General features: G+C 56.5%; 12 protein-coding genes and 3 pseudogenes. 8 read left to right on the top strand and 7 right to left on the bottom strand.

What is annotated here, in order from left to right; all coding sequences use genetic code 11:
- Window positions 1–15 precede the first annotated feature (15 nt).
- Window positions 16–3,957 carry a cobalamin-dependent protein gene (locus MF410_RS00970; protein WP_096772335.1) on the bottom strand — a complete coding sequence of 1,314 codons (3,942 nt, stop codon included), beginning with the start codon at window positions 3,955–3,957 and terminating at the stop codon, window positions 16–18.
- Window positions 3,958–4,457: 500 nt separating this feature from the next.
- Between MF410_RS00970 and MF410_RS00965 the strand changes: the two genes are divergently transcribed.
- Together MF410_RS00965 and MF410_RS00960 are read left to right on the top strand one after the other, a co-directional pair.
- Window positions 4,458–4,754 carry a hypothetical protein gene (locus MF410_RS00965; protein ID WP_096772334.1) on the top strand — a complete coding sequence of 99 codons (297 nt, stop codon included), beginning with the start codon at window positions 4,458–4,460 and terminating at the stop codon, window positions 4,752–4,754.
- A 227-nt stretch (window positions 4,755–4,981) separates the two neighbouring features.
- Complete coding sequence (locus MF410_RS00960; protein WP_096772333.1) at window positions 4,982–5,707, top strand: hypothetical protein; 726 nt, start codon at window positions 4,982–4,984, stop codon at window positions 5,705–5,707.
- A gap of 52 nt (window positions 5,708–5,759) precedes the next feature.
- On the opposite strand, the pseudogene MF410_RS00955 reads toward MF410_RS00960, so the two are convergent.
- Window positions 5,760–6,818, bottom strand: a pseudogene (locus MF410_RS00955) (RHE_PE00001 family protein).
- 198 nt (window positions 6,819–7,016) lie between these two features.
- On the opposite strand from MF410_RS00955, the gene MF410_RS00950 reads away from it, so the two are divergent.
- The gene (locus MF410_RS00950; protein WP_096771498.1) at window positions 7,017–8,174 is read left to right on the top strand and encodes a site-specific integrase; all 1,158 of its coding nucleotides are present in this window, start codon (window positions 7,017–7,019) and stop codon (window positions 8,172–8,174) included.
- 185 nt (window positions 8,175–8,359) lie between these two features.
- On the opposite strand, the gene MF410_RS00945 is transcribed toward MF410_RS00950, so the two are convergent.
- Complete coding sequence (locus tag MF410_RS00945; RefSeq protein WP_064843629.1) at window positions 8,360–10,216, bottom strand: endonuclease NucS domain-containing protein; 1,857 nt, start codon at window positions 10,214–10,216, stop codon at window positions 8,360–8,362.
- A 394-nt stretch (window positions 10,217–10,610) separates the two neighbouring features.
- On the opposite strand from MF410_RS00945, the gene MF410_RS00940 reads away from it, so the two are divergent.
- Window positions 10,611–12,608: a hypothetical protein gene (locus MF410_RS00940; protein ID WP_239619761.1), complete on the top strand. Its 1,998-nt coding sequence runs from the start codon at window positions 10,611–10,613 to the stop codon at window positions 12,606–12,608.
- A gap of 350 nt (window positions 12,609–12,958) precedes the next feature.
- Here the strand turns inward: MF410_RS00940 and MF410_RS00935 are convergent.
- From MF410_RS00935 to repA, 4 genes and pseudogenes are all read right to left on the bottom strand, one after another.
- A pseudogene (locus MF410_RS00935) lies at window positions 12,959–13,926 on the bottom strand (IS481 family transposase).
- 42 nt (window positions 13,927–13,968) lie between these two features.
- A complete protein-coding gene (gene repC, locus MF410_RS00930; RefSeq protein ID WP_239619760.1) occupies window positions 13,969–15,183 on the bottom strand; it encodes a plasmid replication protein RepC in 1,215 nt (404 codons plus the stop codon).
- Between the two features lie 185 nt (window positions 15,184–15,368).
- A complete protein-coding gene (repB, locus tag MF410_RS00925) occupies window positions 15,369–16,406 on the bottom strand; it encodes a plasmid partitioning protein RepB (RefSeq protein WP_064843806.1) in 1,038 nt (345 codons plus the stop codon).
- A pseudogene (gene repA, locus MF410_RS00920) lies at window positions 16,403–17,627 on the bottom strand (plasmid partitioning protein RepA). The gene repB and the pseudogene repA overlap by 4 nt, the downstream one beginning before the upstream one ends.
- Window positions 17,628–18,003: 376 nt before the next feature.
- Between repA and MF410_RS00915 the strand changes: the two are divergent.
- From MF410_RS00915 to MF410_RS00900, 4 genes are read left to right on the top strand one after another with little or no spacing between them, the layout of a single operon-like run.
- Window positions 18,004–18,627 (top strand): acyl-homoserine-lactone synthase, encoded by a 624-nt coding sequence (locus MF410_RS00915; protein WP_141399552.1) that lies wholly within the window; start codon window positions 18,004–18,006, stop codon window positions 18,625–18,627.
- A 10-nt stretch (window positions 18,628–18,637) separates the two neighbouring features.
- The gene (gene trbB, locus MF410_RS00910; protein ID WP_064843803.1) at window positions 18,638–19,615 is read left to right on the top strand and encodes a P-type conjugative transfer ATPase TrbB; all 978 of its coding nucleotides are present in this window, start codon (window positions 18,638–18,640) and stop codon (window positions 19,613–19,615) included.
- The gene (locus MF410_RS00905) at window positions 19,605–19,985 is read left to right on the top strand and encodes a TrbC/VirB2 family protein (RefSeq protein ID WP_064843801.1); all 381 of its coding nucleotides are present in this window, start codon (window positions 19,605–19,607) and stop codon (window positions 19,983–19,985) included. The genes trbB and MF410_RS00905 overlap by 11 nt, the downstream gene beginning before the upstream one ends.
- Window positions 19,978–20,277 (top strand): conjugal transfer protein TrbD, encoded by a 300-nt coding sequence (locus tag MF410_RS00900; protein ID WP_064843799.1) that lies wholly within the window; start codon window positions 19,978–19,980, stop codon window positions 20,275–20,277. Before MF410_RS00905 ends, MF410_RS00900 begins: the two co-directional genes overlap by 8 nt.
- The last annotated feature ends 9 nt before the right edge of the window (window positions 20,278–20,286 follow it).

Below are 20,286 nucleotides of genomic sequence, written 5' to 3'. Positions count from 1 at the left end.
TTACTTCAAAATGGATTATTTCAACGGGGCAAGGTCACTGCTGTCGGACATTTCAGCAGGAGATGGGTCGCGGGAGTTCTCAGCAGGTAAGAAAATACCATCGAGATCTTGCGAGAGCTGCTTGTAGCTGAGGTAGGCTTCCACTTCTCTACGATCAGTCAAGGGACTGCTTCGGAGCTTCGAAGCCGCGTCAACAAAATCCTTGTAGATCGCAAAATAAGCGAGGCTGACACCTGACCGCAGAGCGAACGCAATTGTTTCGTTGGCGCTCTCGGCGCTGTCATGTTGCCCACCGAGGATGAAGTACCCTTTAGTCTTAATTCCTGCGGCTTTGAGGCGTAGAATCAATGCACATATGTCGTCATTACTGAGTGCCGTCGAAGTCTTGTTTGCTTTCAGCTTTTTCCGCTGCGTCTCATTGCCATGTTCGATCCCGAAGGCCAACATGCTACAGCCCGATCTAACAAGTTGGCCGATAAAGTCGGGAACCTGCTTCTCATATTCGATGAAATCCTCAAAGCGGAAGATGCCCCGCCAACCAAAGCCGCAGGGCGCGCCTTCACGAACGTCGACAAGACCCGCCAGGAAGTCCTTTGCCCATTTGAGATCGTGCAACACGGCAAGCTCACTGTCAGGAGGTCGAGCGGCGATCTGGGGCAGAAGATTGTCGTCGATGAACTGGATACGCAGGTCTTGATGCTCTTGTGCCAACGCCATCAGTTCACTCAGTACAGATCCGGTGGAGCGCCTTCTTTCGCCCCCGCTTAGATTCCTGCGTTCGGTGCAAAAAGTACACTTCCATTCGCAGCCTCGCGACATGACGACGTGCGCTTCTTTATAGGTGCGATTCTTCTTGCGGGTGGGCGCTGGCTCGTAAGCGCCATCTGGACCTCGGAAGACGCGCCTGTCGAGCATCGCAATCGGTTCCCAGGCGTCCGGCAAAGCGTTCTCGATTGCTTTAGGATAAAAGTGCCATTTCTCGCAGTGGGTGTCTAAGAGTCGTTGATTCTTTGGATTTGCGATTACGTCGGCGATTTCCGGCCACGCGCCTGCACTACCCGTCAGAGCCACCAGATCGACGAAATTCTGCTCCGCATTTCCCCTGACAATGAAATCCCAGTCAGCTTGGCCTGCTCCTGAAACCGAAGTTTGCCAGACGCCAAGATTTGCTGCCGGTCCGCCTATGGCAATCATGACATCGGGGGATCGAGCCTTGATGTCGGCAACGATTTGCTGAGTGGACTTTACGGTGCTCAAAACAACATTGAACCCTACCCAATCGAACTCGCCCGCTCGATCCGCTAACTCTTTGGTCAGTGATGGAAAGCGATGACAGTCGGCAATCTCGACAAAATGTCCGGCACGACTGAGCGCGCTCGCAATGAGACCGAGGCCCAACGGGGGCGTGGTGGTGCGAGATGCATTTTTTCGTTCGGCGCTACCTGCGATCTCGATCGGCGGTAGCACGAGCAAGATTCGCCTCACATCTGCAGCTGCGGCTTTTCGAACATCTTCGACTTCCGGGTGCAGCTTCGGTCGAGCTTTGTCCGTCGTCCGATAAAAACTCGCGCCCAGCAGCTCACGCGACCTCGGAAAGTCATTCAAAGTGAAAGGCGTGAAGCCGCCGCGCCAACCTTGCTTAACCTCCTCGTGATAGAGCCTAATGAACTCGCGCTGAAGCCACGGATGAGATCCATCGTAGCGTACAGCGGAGTCAATAATTTCGCCCAGACGCGTTGTCAGGTTCGTACCGGCTATGAACGGTCGGCTCTTATACGTAGCCTCGACACGCGAGCGAAACGAGCGCGAGAACGCTACATCGACGCACGCCCAGCGAATAGTCTCGTCTTCATCGGTTGAGAATGCCCCAAGCACGCGAAGCGCTTTGTCGACCGGCAGGGCACTCAGCATTGCCGCCACCGGGAAGCGCTTATCGCCTCGCCAACGTCTAGGAATTGAACCGGTTCCGAGCGCCTCCCTGATGAAGTCCAGCGTGAAGTCAGGGGAGTATATCCCTTGAAGGGCGCTTTCGCTTGCTAGCCACAGGAACGTAGCAAAGTGCTCAGGTTCGACTTCTGCAAAATCCAGCTGCTGAGCCTGAAAGGCAGTTATTACGGCGGCGAACCTAGGCAACTGGCTGTAGTAATCGCTCTGTCTCAACACGTCTAGCAAAACTGAATGCTTAAGGCCCAACCGGGCAAGCCGTGTCTGAAAATCGCCATCCGCCAGTCCCCGTCGAATGACCTCCTCGATTTTTGTGGTCACCTCATAGTCGTGGGACTGGAAGTCGTTGTCAAATCTGCAGAGGTAGAAAAAGAATTCCCGTAGCAGGAAACCATCGCTGCAAATCTGCCGCCAAACATTAGGCCTTACGAGATTGATAAAATCGTTGATCGATCCCGACACGCTTGACGCGGCCGCCAGGAAGCGCCAGATGACATCCAGTTCCCCCGAGCTGCGCAGGGAGAAGGTCACTCCCCGTTGACTTTCCAGCATTGTATCAAGCGTCAGCGACAATTGGTCGAGATATGCAAGAGCTTCAAGCCCGACTACTCCGTGTTCGATCTTTCCTCGCGCACTAAGTATGTTGAGGGCGGTACAAACGCGCTCCCACTCGGCATAGACCAAGCCGTTCGCGACGATTTCCTCCGCTTGGCGTATGAGCCCGTCTTCAGTTTCAGGATCCTGCAGGGTGATCTTGGCGACTGCCTGTCTTTCCTGCCATGCGACTGATGTCGCAAGTGGCCAATCGCACGCGCTCGCGAATGCTTTCGCGCAGGCTGACCATGTATAGTGCGCTCTCAAGAACGATGCGAGTTCCATGGCACCATGCTTGCGTCGGCTATAGTTCCCAGTGAGGCCAAGGATAGCTTTGCTCATGGTCTCAGCATCGACGGCCTTTTCGCCCGTGAGGGAAATTTCAACCACCCCCTCGCTGCTAACACCGACATTTCCGCCCCAAACGTTGGCCTTCAAGAACTGGAAGAGGCCGGAATGGCTGGAACAGATCAGTGGTACGCCGAGACTGAGAGCTTCCCAACCGGAAAGCCCAAAGCCCTCGTGCCAAGATGGCATCAAGGCGAAATGAGAATTCGCGAGTGTCTTAAATAGACGTCCCGCATCAGCTGTGTACGAAACCGGATCGAGTGAGATGTGCTCGCCATACTCAGAGAGGTTTGCCGGCTCGGCTGCTTCGGGACCAGCTCCGAACAACGTCAAGCAACCTCGATTTAGAAAACGGCTATCCCTGCCCTGATGGACCTCTTTCGCCTTTCGATAAGCAATGGCAACCGCAGAAATTGCTAGCTGCGCGTTCTTAACCCGGTCGTCCTGCTGGCCGAGACGGCCGCTCATAAAGATCTGCCAAGCCGGTTCGTTATTTTCCATGGCGGGCTCTAACGGCGGCACACCGGGGATGAGCATGCTTACGCGCTTTTTGCCAGTTGCGCCATAAGAGCTCTCAGCGAGAAGTGGCCCAACCGCCAGGACGAGGTCCGCACGATCAGCCAATTCAGTCTGCCGAGCTTCCTTCTCCCCTCGCTCTTCGAGGGAAAGCCCTTTCTGTAGGTCGTACTGCTTGTAATGCATATGCTTGATTACAGCAGATCGGACCGTCGGAAGCTTAAGCCCCCTCAGATAGCCAACGGTATCGATTGCCAGGAAACCTGTATGCACGTCATGTCCGACTACAATGACGTCGTTCTGTAAGTTATTAGAAGCCGCAAGTGCCGCGTGGATACGGTTCGCGATGGCCTCCGGGCACCCGAGTTCCTCTCCTGTTTCGACAATAACCTGATCCTCGACCGAGCTTGCCCTCGGCCCCATCACGAGACAGTGGCACAACCCGGTCGAGCCCAGCTCCGCGGCTACCGCCTTGGCAAGGTCCTGATTGAAGACGTTGATACCGCCGTGTGCGCGTCCCCAGTGCGTGGCGAGAAAAAATGCAGAATAACTCATCGTTTACCGCCGGCACCTGAACAATCATCGGATTCGCTTTCGATCGTGACTACCACAACCTGACTCGTGCGAAAATCCATTTGGCAAGCGAGTTTAGGCCAGAAGAAGAACCGGCGCATCGCGGAAATTGTGAGTATTTGTCCTCGGGTTGATTAGGGCCTGCCTTTTTTCTGCGCTCGAGTGCATCGACGGAATTTAGCTTCATGTGGTTTTCCGAAGGCGCGGCGGAGTGGATCGAGGAGGTGCTGCACGTAGTGTCGGACATGCGGCAGTGCCAATCCTGCTGAGCACCAAGACGTGCGCTGCGCCGTATGCGCCGTCCACGCCCCATTGATTTTTCAGTTTCCGCTACTGGGTAGTGCTGGCTGAGGGCTGGATGTGAGCTCACCGAATAGTATCTGACGAGCTCATTGTGAGGCTTTGATGCGGGCGTCATAGGCCATGGCATCAGGGCATCGATGTCTTTGGCGAGGTGGCCGTGGCGGCAGGAACTTCTAGGGATGGAAGCGCTCGATCCCGTCCGGCGGTATGTGAGGATCGGTGAACAACCGTCGACGTGGGGTTACTCCCGCCGCCGGCTCTACGCGCATGACGCACTGTTCCGTGAGAACTCCGATGTCTACGAGGTCCTTCACGAATTCGACTTCGTCTACACGGAAGACAAGAGGCTGTTCTTCTTTCTGGCGATCTTTGGAGAAGAATACGGGATCGATATGAGCGATCCCGACGCTGCCAGTTGTTTCGACTTTCTTGAAAAGCAAAATGGCGGAAGCCCGCTTTACCCTTCGACGGGCTAGCAATGGTCTAATTCTGAGAACCGGCGTTTGTATCAAAGGCATCACACGAACTCCAACACGAGGGGTGGGTTGTACTCCTTTTTCATTTTGAATCCTGGCCCTTTGCATCCGTGTCTGTACAGATGGTATAGTTGTGCGTACTCGGATACTGAGCAGGCGATCGATTGCCTGTCGAGCGCCTGGGCTGCCTTTCCCCAAGCTGACCGCCTATGAACACAGAAGCAAAGATGAAGATTACTGAACGTGCCGTCGCTAAGCTTGCCAATTCAATGCGTATCTACGCAGAAGCGAATGCCAGGTTCAACGAGCTAAAAAAAGTAGACCTAGAGGAAGCCATCGATAATCTCGATCGCGCATTCGAGGCGAAGCTAGAAGCTTTTCACAGCGTTTATGACGTAGATCGAGCGGTTTTCAATTATTTTGATCATGCCGACACCGCGCTTATTTTAATGCTTAGAAATGCGATCCATCACAGAGATCACGAACTGTTCTCCAGCTGGAACAATACGATGGCGCAGGATGGAGGCCCCCATCGGTTCAGCGGCGCCGAATTTTTGATCGCGAGCCACACCTTGGTAGGCGAGGCACATGTCGGACGCCAACTCTACAAGGCCGAAGATTTCCTGTTTCGCCTCGACCCCAGTCAAAATTCACCTGCTCTAGAAGGCAAAATGAGTGCTTTGAACAGAAGCAAGCTTCTGGGACAATTGAAAGCTGACCTCAGCTTCAGCGAATTTTTCTCGAAGGCACGGCGAGAGGGCTACCCTGACAAACAGCTCTATTTCAACGTTATACCTCTCTTCATATCGGCAGTTTGCCGCGTGTTTCGAAGCTTACGGGCAAGAGGCGTGCGGTTCGTGGGATACGATGCGAATGCATATGAGATGCATTTCACGGACGAGCTGAAAGTAGACTTGTCATCCCTGTCCTACGCTACCATCAGGATCAACTGAGTTGATTCGATTCATCGGCTCAATGTGGAGGTTATTTCGTTTAGCCACTTCGCTACGAAATCCCCCACGCTCGAAACCTCCCCCTGCCCGTCATCTCACGCAAGCCCAGCTCCAAAACAATCCGCCGCGCCGCCTGCGGCGTGACGTCGAGCGTCTTCGCCACCATCCCGGCCGACACGAGCGGCTTTGCCATGACGAGCTCGACCAGCTCCGGCAGCTTTGAAGACGTCCGGCGCCCGTCCAGCTTTCGGTCCATCATAGTCTTCGCCAGCACCAGCCGGTCATGCTCTTTCATGCCGATCTCGGCCGCCGCCAAAAGACCTCGCGCGATGGCGAGCATTCGAGTTTCCCGGTCGCGATGGCGGCGCCGATCGACGGGAATGGTTTTGAGGCCGAGGTTAATGGCGGCCAGATGGGCGCCGGTGGTGATGCCGGCCTGGCGCAGGATTGAGGCGCAAAACAGCCGGCCGAGCCAGGGCGCGTGCTGAAGGACGGAAAACTCGTTCCAGGCATCGAGGGCGACAATCGCCTGCAGCACCACCGGCAGGTGTTCGGCCTGGCGGAGCACCCCGCGCCATTCGTCGAGCCGGGCATCCTCGTCCCAGTCGAGATCATAGACCAACGCATTGCGTTCGCGGATCTCGGCTCGGCCCGGCTTTTTCGCCACCGTCGGCATCGTCCCCCTCCCCTTCCCGAACCGGAGCAGGCTCCACGTCGGCTTCCCTTTCAACCTCGCCACCGCCACCCAAAGATGGTCCAGGCCACGCCTGGCGCAGCGAGCGGATGCCGTCGGCAGAGAGCGCCCAATCAGGAGATTGGCCGGCAACCCGCCGGCGGGTGCGCAGCACGTCGCGGGCGATGGTCAGCTCATGGGTGGGTGTGCGAATATCGCGGGTGGCGTCATGGAGGACGAGGTCTTCCAAGTGGACGAGTTCACCATCGATCCACAGCGAGGCGCAGGCGTCGGTATAGTGCGATCGTTCGATCCAGCCTTGCCCGACCGGTGAACGGGCGATGCGCTCGTCGAGCCGCACCAACAGGTCGCGTCAGCAACCGGTCGCTGAAGGCTGGTCATGAGGATTTTGGACAAATCATAACGCATTGAATTCATGGTAAATGATTTGTTAAACGGACGCTATTGCGGAGTTAGCATCCGTCACTGGTCGACATCGTTGAGACGACGCCTCACTTCCGATAAGTACTGCTTATCGGAAGTGATTGCTATAACGCCGCAAATCAGCGAAAACGGTATCAATGGAGGGCCAATGCGGCCGTGCTGACACCCGGTTTTCGCGCCTCAGGAGGCATTTTGGACATTCTTGCTGCGAACACGGCACCAGACGCGATCGCCCGGCGGGCCGAAACCCTCGACACCATTGCCGCGGTGCTGCCGATCGACCGGCGCGACAAACTCGCCGAAATCCTGTCCGACCAGGACGTCGAGACGCTCAAACATCTGGTCAACGAAGGCATGGGTGCCAACACGCTTCGGGCGCTGACGTCCGATTTCGCTTACCTCGAGGCCTGGTGCTTAGCGGCGACCGAAAGTCCGCTGCCCTGGCCGGCACCGGAAGCGCTGCTGCTGAAGTTCGTCGCCCATCATCTCTGGGATCCGACGCGGCGCGAAAGCGATCCCCAGCACGGCATGCCGCCCGAGGTGGACCAGTCCTTGCGAGACGGGGGCTTTCTCCGGTCGGCCGGGCCGCATGCGCCGGCGACCGTCGGACGACGGCTCGCCAACTGGTCGACGCTGACCAAGTGGCGCGGCCTCGACGGCGCCTTCGCCTCCCCGACTTTGAAATCCGCCATTCGTCTCGCCGTGCGCGCCGTCCCCCGGACGCGCCGCCGCAAGAGCGCCAAGGCGGTCACCGGCGATGTTTTGGCCAAACTGCTGGCGACCTGCAGCGGCGACAGCCTGCGCGATCTGCGCGACCGGGCCATACTGATGGTCGCCTTCGGCTCCGGCGGCCGCCGGCGCAGCGAGGTGGCCGGCCTGCGGAAAGAACAGCTAACGATCGAGCCGCCGGTGACTGTCGAGGATGGAAGCCCCCTCCCCTCGCTCTCCATCCACCTCGGCCGCACCAAAAATTCCGGCGCCGGCCAGGACGAGGTCGTCTATCTGACCGGCCGGCCGGTGGAGGCGCTGCATGCCTGGCTGGCCGCCGCCAAGATCGACGGCGGCAGTGTGTTCCGGGCGATCGATCGCTGGGGCAATGTGTCTCGCCGGGCGCTCGATCCGAAGGCGGTCAATGATATCGTCAAGTTGCGCGTCGAAATGGCCCGATTGGAGGTGGGGGAGTTTTCGGCGCATGGATTACGGTCGGGGTATCTGACGGAAGCAGCCAACCGCGGCATCCCGTTACCCGAGGCGATGGAGCAGTCGAGGCACCGGTCGCTTCAGCAAGCGTCCAGCTACTACAACAACGCGACGCGGCGAAGTGGGCGGGCGACTCGCATAATGGGATGACGAAACATCCGTCCGACGGGCTTGGACGGGTTTAAGAAGTTCATTCTGCTGCCTCCAAGGCCTAAGCCGGATTATGCGAAGAGGCAGCGTTGGTCGACCGAGTTTAGCCGCCTCGTCTTGACTATGCGTGACTTGAGTCGTTGCGCGTCCAGACCAACAGTCTATGATTCCAACCCGGGGCTGAGTTACGCGATGACGGCCGAAAACTGGTCAGTCTCTACCAACTGCCAGCCCTTGCTCGTTGCGAAGTAAATCTCGCCGGTAAACCCGCCGCTTGAGCGGGTTTTGTCCACCAAACAAGCCGCACACCAGTTGCCAGAAGGTTCTCTTTTGAATGATCCGTCAGCCATATACCTTAGGTGTGCAAATGGGCGACCACAGTAGTCACACCCGGCTGGTAGTTGACCAAGCCAAAACTTGTCCGTTTTTGTCGCGCGAGTGGCCGATATGACCTGTTTGAGAAAGGCCTCAGCCTGAACTATTTTCTGATAGTGGTAACCTGCGATGGCGTTTTCAAACCCGGTGTCGGTCTCATCAAAAAACTGCGCCAATTCGGCGACGGCCTCCTGGGCATATGTGACAAAATCCGGAAGCCCTTCCTTTGCTGATTGTACGACCATTTCTTTGCCTTGCAGGCGAACGCGATGGAAACTTCTTTCGGAGGTCTTTCCGATCGAATAGCGCAGGCCAAGATCCGACATGACATCCATGTTCCGTGGTCGGTGCGAGCCCCAAAATTTCTCCGAAGCATAGTCGCGCGCGTGATCTCCGAAGTGACGACGTATGACGGATCGAACGTCTACCGGTGCTCCATCCCATTCCAGGAAGCCCTGGAACACCTCGCGGCGGGTCACAAACTCGATCTCACATTGGAGTGCAGGGGTGTAGAGGCTAGCCTCGTAGTACTCCGCTGCCAGAACGCGGAGAATATCGTCATTGCTGTAGATTTGAAGGCGTATCACCGCCGGTCCACCTGCACTCGCGTATTCGAAGAGCTCACGCAGGGTCGCATGCCACTCGTTGTTAAATTGAAGCGCACGCTTCACAGATGCGGCCAGCTCTCCCATCTGTGCATTCGATTCGGTCGTGGCAACAATATCGAGATCATTGAACGAATCCGTTACAACGAGTTCTTTGATCAGCTCCGCGTCAGTCATCGATACATCGATGAACCTGCCGTAACGCCTGATCTCGGCCTCGCTAATACGATCAGGCGTGAACCATTCGCCTGCCCGCTCCGGGTACGAGATCGTAGAGCTGATCGATCTCAATCTCGAATGGACAAGTTCGAAACCAGGTTCGTACATCCTATCAGCTGCGACAGCCTCTTGATCGATTTGGAGGACGTGACCCTCTACGTCATCCTTGACTTCTCGAAACGCCGCTCGCGAAAGTCGTCTCTCGAGATCGTTCAGATAGAACTCCTTCGAGTTTTGTTGCTGAGCAAAGTATAGGTAGTGCATGTCATCGGCGGGTATTTTGGAAAAAATCAGAATGAAATCTTCGACACCGCTGGTGTTCATGTGCTTTGCGATGAGCTTTATGGCTCGGTCGATGTCCGGTTGAGACCCAAACCGCCACATGTAGTGCCTTCGAGCAATGCGACGATTGAGAACACGCGGATTCGAAACAACCTTTTCGATGCGAGCCGGAAGTTTATTTTGCCCCAGCACAATTCGTCCAGCCGAAACGTCATAGGGGCAGTTCCGCATCCACTCGGAAAACGGGACATGCAGATCCACCCAGTCCACAGATAGAAGGATAAAGCGGTATTCCCGCTCCTTGACTAGAAGCTTGTGTCGAAGAAGTGCGGCATATTTGATCAGTTCATGCACTGCATCGCGCGATGCACTTCGCGTCCGTTTGATCTCAATGATTACATACTCACCTCCCGGTGCGACCGCGAATATATCGAGGAATCCGTCTGAGCCATTTGGGTTCCTGAGGTGGTGTTCCTTACCTAGAAATTTCAGGTTTGGTTCCACCAGATCCAAATTGTCGATCAAATAATCCCTGATTTGATCCTCATTCACACCAGACATGATCGACTCTCGCGAAACCGCTAAATGCCGATTCATATCGGGACAATTGTTACGATACAGCAAACTCCAGCCCAAAATGCCAAACGACGATCAAGCCGCGGGTGGAAACCGCTAGCCTGGATCGCGGGGAGTTTTCCCCTAATGGATTGCGGGCCGGATGATCACGGTGCCGCCAATCGTGGCTTTTCCTCCTCCCGTAGGCGATCGAGGAGACGCTGCATCGACAAGTGCTGCAAGCCTCAAGCTATTTCAATCACGCTGGCCGGCAGTGGGCAGCTGCCTGAATGCAGATTGCCTATTATTCGAGGCACGTAATCGGCCGCAGCTAAGACGCCTTGCAATTAGGAGTAGGGTAATAGAATTTCGGCTACATAAACTTTGATAGGGTTGCCCGATGTCCGAATCCAATAATTTCCGAGATTTTGTCCTCTACCTTGAAGCGGCATGGGACAATCCAGGAAGAACCGAGCTTCCTCCACCTGCCGTCGCGTTTCGTGACGAGGAGGAGCAACTTAACGCAATGCTAGCAAAAGTTCTTTTGGACGACGGAAGCCCCTTTTCAGTGGCCGACCTGCGAAAGCTTATCCGCTACGCAGCATTGTCAAACGCCCTCACGGGGAGAGACGGCGCGCTGCTCTTCGTGTTGGAAAAGATCGCGCAGCGCTTTCCTGTCTCACAAGGTCTTATCAAACCAAGCCACGAACGATGGCACATTGCGCTTGATGTAGGTAGGCGGTTGTTAGCCTTAAACAACTTCAGAACGCCCGATTCAAAGACGGAAAACATGGTCGCTGCCCTGCAACGCTTGCGTGATGGCGGCCACAGTTTCTCGCTCGACGAGACGGGCATTGACCGCAATTCGGACGGTTTCCTGACCGTCACACAGCAGATCCTTGCGCGATTGACAAGCGTTGGCCGGACAAAAGCTTTTTCCTTCTTGGAAGGCTTAGCAAGGCGCCTTTATGATTATGAGTTCGACCAAGTCCTATACTCACGCAATCCAAAACAGCACCCAAGAGAATCCTCCGTGCCCTTCGGATTTCTCTGGCAGCTGACGGCCCGCGTGGAAGGTTTGACGTCCATCGTAGCTGACCATAATGATGTCCTGCATCAGGCTGTGGCGCTGGCCCGCGATCTTGTAGCCCTGACCGGCATAGAGAGCTACGGCCAGTTTTGGGCGTTGAGCGTGTCGACTAGGGATATCGACCAGTGGCTCGCTGACGCGACGCTGCATGATCACCTATTTTCGCTGCAGCAATGGACGCCGTTCATTACTCCCATATTTCTCCGTAGCTTCTTTGGCACCGATCAGGATTCAAGGCTGCGCGGTCAGTTGGGATGGGGAGTGGAGGACGCAGCAACCGCATCAGAGGCCCTGATAAGAGAGGTAGCAACCAGTCCTGGCGTTTTAACTGAGAGCGCATTGGAGTTCGTTCTTCCTGCAGAAACGGTGTCTGCGTTGCTTCGTGACCTGACGCATCAAGCTCCAACCCCGAACAACAACTACGTATCTCCCTTCTCAGCACCCGAAGCAGATCTCATGTTCAAGCCTTTCTGCAGGGCAGGTTCGACCGCGGACGTGTTTATCCCGACTCGATCGGCATTTGGCCCTGCCTGCTACGAGGCCGTCGCTGCTGGCCTTCGCAAAGTGCTCACAAAAGATGAAATTGGCGCATTGACGGGTGAGGGCCTCGAGCGAACCACCGGCGCAATCCTGAAGTTTCGAGATGTCCATCCGACGATAGAAGCTAAATCGTACCAGATGGCCGGTGCCGATGGAGAGTGCGATCTGGTTCTCGAGGATGACAATACGATCATATTTATCGAGTGCAAAGCCAAACCCATTACGCGCACCGCCATGTCGGGCAACGCAGCCGACGCGATACTTCTTTATCTTGAGGGCATCGTTGCCTCACAAGCGCAAGCCCTCCAGCATCAATCCATGCTTGAGAGCCATGGCCGGATTGTTTTCGAGGACGGTTTCGTTCTGGAGCACCGCGCCAGGAAGATCATTCGTCTTTCCATGACCCTTTTCGACTATGGAACCCTGCAAGATCGATTTGTCTTCGCACAGCTTTCTGCTGCTCTAACAGATAGCGAGCTGGTGGCGAAAGATCCTTCGGCCAAGAAGAGAGTGAAGAAGGCAAACGAAACGCTCGAAAAGCTGCGAAAGACCCTGGCCATCGCTAATAATCTGAATGATGACGTATCGAGGCAGATTTGGATTCGCTCACTCCCTACGGCATCGCTCTCTATTGGGCAATTGGCTGCGCTCCTAGTCGAACAGAACGATGTCGCGAAACTCGCCCGCGTCCTTTCCCGACCGGCGAGTTTCGCAACGGGAAGCGTACTCAAGGAATACCACTACTTGCGAATGCAACAGCTAGTCTAACCATCCCGGTGTATCGCTCCAGTCCTTTCGCTGGTTCATTCACACGAACCCCCACCTCGAGAGTGCCGTATCGGAGTAAATCATACGTCCGTGACCCTGACCCTTTCTCGGCTTTTGCGACGAGCGCTTCATAAGGGGTCGCCGACCCGTAACGCCAGAAGTTCGTAGGTGAACCACGCAGCAAATGACTGCAATGCGACGCTCACGATTTCTCCGAACCGTTGCCATATCGGTGAAGGCCTGCATGTGTATCAGCCCATCACGCATCGCGGATCTTTGCCTTCAATAGGAGCGGGCGAAATGCGCTAACCAAAACCCTGACAGCTGTCAGGGTTTTGTCTGTGGGGGCCTTAGGTGTTTAGTCCCGGCATTTGATGGATGGGATCGATGATGAATCGATCTGGCTCCAAAGTCCATCGTTTGCATATGAACTCGTAAGGCGTGAGGCCCTTTAGCGTCTTGAGCCGGCGCCCGAAATTGTAGGCGTCGATAAAGTCGGCGAGATGTTTTTTTAATTGCGCATGATCGTCGTAGTGGAAGCGCTTGACGGTCGCCTCCTTGATCGTTCGGTTCATCCGCTCGACCTGTCCGTTGGTCCAGGGATGCTTCACCTTTGTCAGGCGATGCTCGATGCTGTGATCGTCGCAGACCCAATCGAAGATGTGCTGGAAGGCATTTCGATCACAAGCTCGGTTAGTGAACTGAATGCCATTGTCGGTCAAAACGGTGTGAATGGTGTAGGGCACTGCCGCGATCAGATTGCGCAAGAACTGGGCGGCATTCATCTTGTCGGCTTTGTTGTAGAGCTCTGCGAACGCGAACTTGGATGTTCGGTCAATTGCGACAAAGAGATAGAGCTTGCCCTCAGCCGTCTGCACCTCGGCAATATCGATGTGGAAGTAGCCGATCGGATAACTTTTGAACTTCTTCTTCGGCTCCTTGTCGCCTCCGACCTCCGGCAGACGTGAAATGCCGTGGCGCTGCAAACACCTGTGCAACGACGAACGCGTCAGATGTGAGATGGTAGGCTGAAGAGCGTAGAGGCAATCATCGAGCGGTAGCAACGTATGCCGGCGGAAGGCGACGATAACGGCCTCTTCTTCGAGGGAAAGGGTCGTCGAGTGCGGGTCCTTCGGACCTGTAGGAAGATCGACCAACGATGTCCGCTTCTTCCATTTCGCCACGGTTTTCTGGTTGATCCCGTATCGCTTCGAAAGCGTTCTCAGGCTCTTCTTCACTATTTTGTATTGCTCGACGGATTGCCTCTGTCGTCGTGGCGCTCCCGTGTAGAACTATGGCCCATAGTGCTTCCCTCCATGCCAAGAAAAATATTGCACCATCAAATGCCGGGTCTAAACAACTAGCCCACTGCGCGCTCGCCTTGTCCGTGAACTCTTAGCAGCGCCATGAGAACCGGCCCTAACGAAAATTCGCCCCGTGCCGCCTTGCGTGTTAAATCTCGGAGATATCCTCCTGGCGCGTTGATGTGCCCTGCCCGCTCGAGGATGCAAGCGATCGCCGTCGCCGCGTTTTCCGGCCCCATCACGTCGCATGCCTCTTGATAGGCCGACGGGCTGACGCCCAGCATCGATCGGGCGACCACCGCTGCAATCATCATTGCGCGCCAGCTGTCGATCGTACCGCCCGGCCCATACATCGAGATCTCGGGGCAAGCCCGCATCACCATGCCAAGCGGAAAATTCCGGACTGGCTCCCGCTTTGGCCGACCATCGTTCACGGCCTTTGCGCCCTGCTCGTTCCTAGAGCTAGGTTCAAATTCACAGCAAGATTCGGTATTTGAATTCTGTATGTGCTGCTCATGATGGTCACCATTGGTGCTAACATTTTCATCTTTTTGATGCATTTCCAGGATGTTGATGATCTCCTGCTGCAGAAGCTCCATCTCGTCCAGGATTGAATTCACATCACTGAGCGTCGGAGAGCGCGGAATCCTGCCCACGAGACCGGTGTAGATCGCTTCGATGCTTTCCCAGTTGCCCGACGCACCTTCCTCGATCGCAGCAGAAATGAGCTTTCGAACGTCGCGCCTGCATATCGTTAAATTTTCCTTCGCCCGACGGAGGGCAAAACGATCGGCAACGACTTGTTCCGCCATCATTGCAAGCTCATCCACCCGCATGAGCAAGGGTGACAGATCAAAGCCGAATGCGCTATCGATCTCACCTGCCTTGTCCTTCCGGGCATAGCGCTTCCCATTCGCGCTGTCCTTGCGAACGATCAGTCCGGCCTCTACGAGAAGAGCCAGATGTCTGCGAAGCGTGGCGCCAGCGATACCGTGCGCCCGAAGTGTCAACTGGGCGTTGGACGGAAAAACGATGAGCTGCGCATCTTGGCGCAATTCGTTGTCGGGATAAAAGCTCAAGAGTGCGTCGAGGACGGCGAGGCTGCGATCCTGCAACCCAAGCAACTCCCTTGCTTCGGAGGCGTCCCTAAAGACCTTCCATTTGTCCGCCGTCTTGCCTGGCTTAATCTCACTCGCCTCAATTTGCCGCTTCACCAAGGCAAGCGTCATCGGCCGTCGCCCAAAGGGCGTCGTCACACTTCCAATCTGCATTTTTTTCACCTTCAAAAAGGCAAAAGAAACCCGCTCACCAAAATTACGGTGCCAAAGACTCTTGACTGGGATTCGGGGAAATGCGATTCTCTAGTTGTCACACATTGAGAGAGGCTTCCACGACGGCAACGTTTGGGGGCCTTTTTCTTTTGCAGCGCTTCCTTTCTTCCGAACCCTGACAACTGTCAGGGTTCCTCGTTTTCTCGCAGGCGGGCAAAGCGCTCAGTCAGCGCTGGGAGCTCCGCCTCAACAAACTTCAAAAATTCAATCCCAAGCGTGCCCTCAGCCGAAATTCGAACCTCTTTCGAGGACATCGACAGGGTGCCGAGCTTCGTTCCGCTTTTGTCTTCAATCGGGATTGGCTCCCGACGACCCGTCGATACCGGCTTGATCGCGTTCAATGCACGCTGAAACCTCTGATCGGAGGTCTCTGCAGCATCGCCTTTTCTATCCAGCGCCGCCCGTAAGGCGTCGAGCGTTCCCGCGTCACCCGCAACCGTCTTGGCAAGATCGAGCCAACGTGGCCGCCCGATCTTTGGAGCCCGCCCAATGGCCTCGATGATATCTGCCGGAACGACCCTGTAGACATTCCGCATCCGAGCCAGTTCTGCGTCTTCGATCGAAAGCGCGGCGTATATGTGCCGAGGCTTGATCCCCGCATCATCCATTCGTGATGCAAATAGCGCGCGCTCGATCCAGGTGAGGTCTTGGCGCGCCGCGTTTTCAATACCTTGTGCGAGAACCAGGTCGAGGTCGGAAATCTCGACTTCGAGCGCGCGAACAGGCCTCTTAAGCTGCATGGCAGCGAGCCAGCGTCGATGCCCGTAGATGATCTGATAGCGACCCGGCGACGAGGGGTGTTTGCGGACTTGGACCGGAACCTTTTGCCCCTCAGTCTCGATCGACCGCTTGAACACCTCGAAGCTCGCCCCGTCATCGTCCGGCAGCCTGTCCGGATAAGGGGAGGGGTCGATGAGTGACGGATCCAACTCGCGAACCGCACCACCGCCCGACTCAACGATAGCCTTCAAGCGATCTCGCTCGGTTCGAATGTCGTCGATCGCTCGATGAGCAGCACCGATCACACCTGCTCCGACACGATTGCCGGGAGCCGGGGCAGGGGTCTGCGACGGCTGCTGTTGATCCGCAGCCTGATCACTCTCCAACTCCGCGGAAAGCAAACCGAAGCTGGCGACAATCGACTTGCGAGGAGATTTACTCATGTCCGCCCCCAGCTGTCATTGACGAGGCGAACAATCGCCTCGTTCACAGCATCTACTGCCTCGCGGGCACGCTTATGAGTATCGCGCCCGATCTGCCCCAATTCGAGCTCGTATACTGAACGTTTCGCCAAGCCGGCTGCCTCAACGGCGGTGCTTTCAATGGCGGTTGGCAATAGTACATCGGAGCCGAACAGGTGCCGAAGCATCGCAACGACTTGCGACTGTGGCGCGTCATTTGTGTCGTGCCGTGTGACCAGATACCGAATGAAGTCCTGGTCCAACTGAGCGCCGCTCTCGTTCAAAACACTAATCAGATCGCCCATCATGAGAAGAAACTGGCTCATTGACGCGACGTCCAGCATGGCCGGGTGGACCGTGATGATCATGCTAGTCGCGGCGTATATCGCGCTCAACGTCAGAAAGCCGAGCGACGGCGGAGTGTCGAGAATCACGATGTCGTAGTCCGCCTCGACTTCCGAAAGGGCGAGTTTCAGTCGCTCAAAGAAGATCGCGCCGAGAGCTGGACTTGTTCGCCAATATCCGTGGCGTTTCGTGCTCATACTCCATGACTTCAAGATTGCCAGGAATGAGGTCGATGCCATCGAAATATGTCTTGCGAATTATCTCGCGGATTGGACGACGTTCGGCATCGTCGTAACGCAAAGCGGCATAGATCGTTTCATTCGAGCCGACGTCAACCTCGGGCTGAGCACCGAACAAAGCGGACAAGGATGCCTGCGGGTCTAGGTCGAGCGCGAGGACGCGATACCCATGCAGGGCGAGATAGTGGGCAAGGTGGACGCAGGTTGTCGTTTTCGCGCTGCCGCCCTTGAAGTTGGCTATCGCAAGAACCTGGAGGTGCTCGCCGGCACGACGTCGAGGAAGGAATCGCAAGGCGTCTGCAGGTTTCTGCATCGCGAACAATTCACGCAGTTCATTGATCTGGGCTAGCGTGTAGACGCGATGGTTATTCTCCAGCCTGCTGGGAACCGGACCACGTCCTTCGGTCGACATCAGCTTCAGGGTCGAATCGGGTATAGACGTCAGCTTCGACACTTCATTGGTCAGAAACGGACGCAGAGTCTTTTCTGACTTTGGCGGATACATACGAGTTCTGAGCTGCTGCAATTGCCCGGACAAGAGCCCGGCATGGCGCATGATTTTGCTGCCGGCATCTTCCTTCGAGCCAACAACAGTTTCTACTCGGTTTGCTATCGCCATCTGTCCCTCTTGGCGGCTTTCTACCGGTTTACCGGCCACTGCCCGCCAAAGATAGAACACGATTCTCCGAACCGGTCCAGAAGTTTAGGGTTAACAGAACGTTAACGACTGGGGACAATCTGCATGAAGCTATTCGGGTTTTTGCTTTTTTGCTCCGTAAGTTAGCTCACATCACCGAGTCCTTGATCCCGGATTGTTCTCCTGTGAAATCCTACAAATCCGAACAGCATAACAACAAGGAGATTCGGAGGTTCTGTAGCACCACACCCCCCTTGAACCGCGACTCACCTCGCAACGCGCATGTTGAATCCTACAATTGCCCCTCGATTCCAATCTGTGCTGATTTCCGGCCGTCCAACAAACGACGGAGAAAATCATGCAGATTCTCGCGATCTCAACGCCTCGGACGATCCTAGAGGCGCACCTCCTTCACATCCACTATCAGCTACGTGCGCGGGTCTTTTCCGATCGCCTGGGCTGGGAAGTCAACGTGACGGCGGGGTGTGGGTCCGATGATTTTGACGCGCTTCGGCCGACCTACGTTCTCGCCATCGCAGAGACGGGCCAACTGGCGGGGTGCGTGAGGCTCCTTCCCACGCTTGGTCCGACAATGGTAGCCGACGTTTTTCCGTCGCTTCTCCCCGACGGTCGACTCAACGGTCATGCCGCGATGATCGAGAGTTCTCGCTTCTGCGTCGACACGGCTCTCGCGGAGGGGAGGGGGGACGGCTTCGTCCACGAAGCCACGCTGACCATGTTCGCGGGCATCATCGAATGGTGCATGGCGAATGGCTACACCGAGATTGTCACGGTAACCGATATTCGGTTCGAGCGGATCCTCGCTCGCGTCGGATGGCCGCTCAAGCGTTTGGGCGAGCCAAAGAAGATCGGCGTGACGATGGCCGTGGCTGGGGTCCTGCCCGCCAATGCGGCGACGTTCCTCAGCCTCCGCCCTTCCAATTACCGTTCTGAACTCACCCCTCTCAGCCAGGCAGCTTAAGGAGAAATCCGTGAACCAGCTTCGCTCCCACCCGCGGCTTGTCCGCAAACTGCAAGAAGCGCTTGGCGATCAGCTCTGCGTGGCGCTGGACGACGCGAATGTTGTCGAGATCATGCTCAATCCGGACGGAAAGCTGTTCATCGAACGCCTCGGTCACGGCGTTGCGCCCGCCGGCGAGATGTCGTCTGCCGCCGCGGAGATGGTGATCGGGACCGTGGCGCATGCGCTTCAATCCGAAGTGGACACGGAACAGCCGATCATCTCCGGCGAGCTGCCGATCGGCGGCCACCGCTTTGAGGGTCTGTTGCCCCCAATCGTCGCCAAGCCTGCCTTTACCATTCGGCGCCGCGCGTCACGCCTCATTCCGCTCGAAGATTATGTCCGCACCGGCGTCATGAGCGAGTACCAGGCATCGACGATCCGCAGCGCCATTTCCGCGAGGCTTAACATTATCATTTCCGGAGGAACCGGTTCGGGCAAGACGACGCTTGCAAACGCTGTGATCGACGCGATCGTCAAATCTGCGCCGGAGGATCGCCTGGTCATTCTTGAAGACACCGCGGAAATCCAATGCGCGGCCGAAAACGCCGTTCTCCTCCATACCAGCGATACGATCGATATGGCGCGGCTCTTGAAGAGCACCATGCGGCTGCGTCCCGACCGGATCGTCGTTGGCGAAGTCCGCGACGGCGCGGCCCTGACGTTGCTCAAGGCCTGGAACACCGGCCACCCCGGGGGCGTGGCGACCGTTCACTCCAACACTGCCATGTCGGCGCTGCGTCGCCTTGAACAGCTGACGGCCGAAGCAAGCCAGCAGCCGATGCCCGAGGTGATCGGAGAGGCCGTCGACCTGGTTATCTCGATCGAACGGACGCCGCGTGGGCGTCTTGTTCGAGACATCATCCAAGTCGAGCGGTTCATCAACGGACGGTACGAGATCGAATCCGATCAGCTCACCGAAGAACAGGAGGCGCGCCATGTCGCGTAAGCATGCTCTCATCGTTGCCGCGCTCTGGGCGGTGCCAATCGTTCTTGCCTCGGTCGCGCCGGCGCTTGCCAGCTCCGGCGGCAGCCTCCCATGGGAAGGGCCGCTGCAACAGATCCAGGAGTCGATCACAGGTCCGGTCGCGGGTGCGATCGCGCTTGCAGCCGTGGCCATTGCCGGCGGCATGCTCATCTTCGGCGGCGAGCTCAACGATTTCGCGCGGCGACTTGTGTACGTCGTTCTCGTCGCCGGCATCCTGCTCGGCGCCACCAACATCGTCGGCCTGTTCGGTGCGACGGGCGCTTCGATCGGGCTGACGGACGATCAGATCACAATTGTTTCGAACGGAGGAGGGGAGGGCGATCATGGTTGAGTCCCTTTCCGGCCTGCGGCGCAACCGAATCCACCGCGCGCTTTCGCGCCCGAACCTACTGATGGGCGCCGACCGGGAGTTGGTGCTGATCACGGGTCTTGCAGCGGTGATCCTGATCTTCGTCGTCCTCACTGTTTATTCGGCGCTCTTCGGCGTCGCTGTATGGGTCGTGATCGTCGGGCTGCTCAGAATGATGGCGAAGTCCGACCCGCTGACGCGGCAAGTCTATATCAGGCACATTTCCTACAAGCCCTACTACAAGGCGACCACTTCGCCGTGGCGGCGGTATTGAGGAGGCGGC

Origin of the sequence: Rhizobium sp. C104, assembly GCF_022354505.1 — a bacterium.
GTDB classification, from domain to species: Bacteria; Pseudomonadota; Alphaproteobacteria; order Rhizobiales; family Rhizobiaceae; genus Rhizobium; species Rhizobium redzepovicii.
This window is presented reverse-complemented; position numbering and strand designations above follow the sequence as displayed.

What these genes read in the sequence shown, in the direction of transcription:
- MF410_RS00970 (WP_096772335.1), bottom strand. Translation starts at nt 3,957, where the DNA reads ATGAGTTATTCTGCATTTTTTCTCGCCACGCACTGGGGACGCGCACAC.
- MF410_RS00965 (WP_096772334.1), top strand. Translation starts at nt 4,458, where the DNA reads ATGGAAGCGCTCGATCCCGTCCGGCGGTATGTGAGGATCGGTGAACAA.
- MF410_RS00960 (WP_096772333.1), top strand. Translation starts at nt 4,982, where the DNA reads ATGAAGATTACTGAACGTGCCGTCGCTAAGCTTGCCAATTCAATGCGT.
- MF410_RS00945 (WP_064843629.1), bottom strand. Translation starts at nt 10,216, where the DNA reads ATGTCTGGTGTGAATGAGGATCAAATCAGGGATTATTTGATCGACAAT.
- MF410_RS00940 (WP_239619761.1), top strand. Translation starts at nt 10,611, where the DNA reads ATGTCCGAATCCAATAATTTCCGAGATTTTGTCCTCTACCTTGAAGCG.
- repC (WP_239619760.1), bottom strand. Translation starts at nt 15,183, where the DNA reads ATGCAGATTGGAAGTGTGACGACGCCCTTTGGGCGACGGCCGATGACG.
- repB (WP_064843806.1), bottom strand. Translation starts at nt 16,406, where the DNA reads ATGAGTAAATCTCCTCGCAAGTCGATTGTCGCCAGCTTCGGTTTGCTT.
- MF410_RS00915 (WP_141399552.1), top strand. Translation starts at nt 18,004, where the DNA reads ATGCAGATTCTCGCGATCTCAACGCCTCGGACGATCCTAGAGGCGCAC.
- MF410_RS00905 (WP_064843801.1), top strand. Translation starts at nt 19,605, where the DNA reads ATGTCGCGTAAGCATGCTCTCATCGTTGCCGCGCTCTGGGCGGTGCCA.
- MF410_RS00900 (WP_064843799.1), top strand. Translation starts at nt 19,978, where the DNA reads ATGGTTGAGTCCCTTTCCGGCCTGCGGCGCAACCGAATCCACCGCGCG.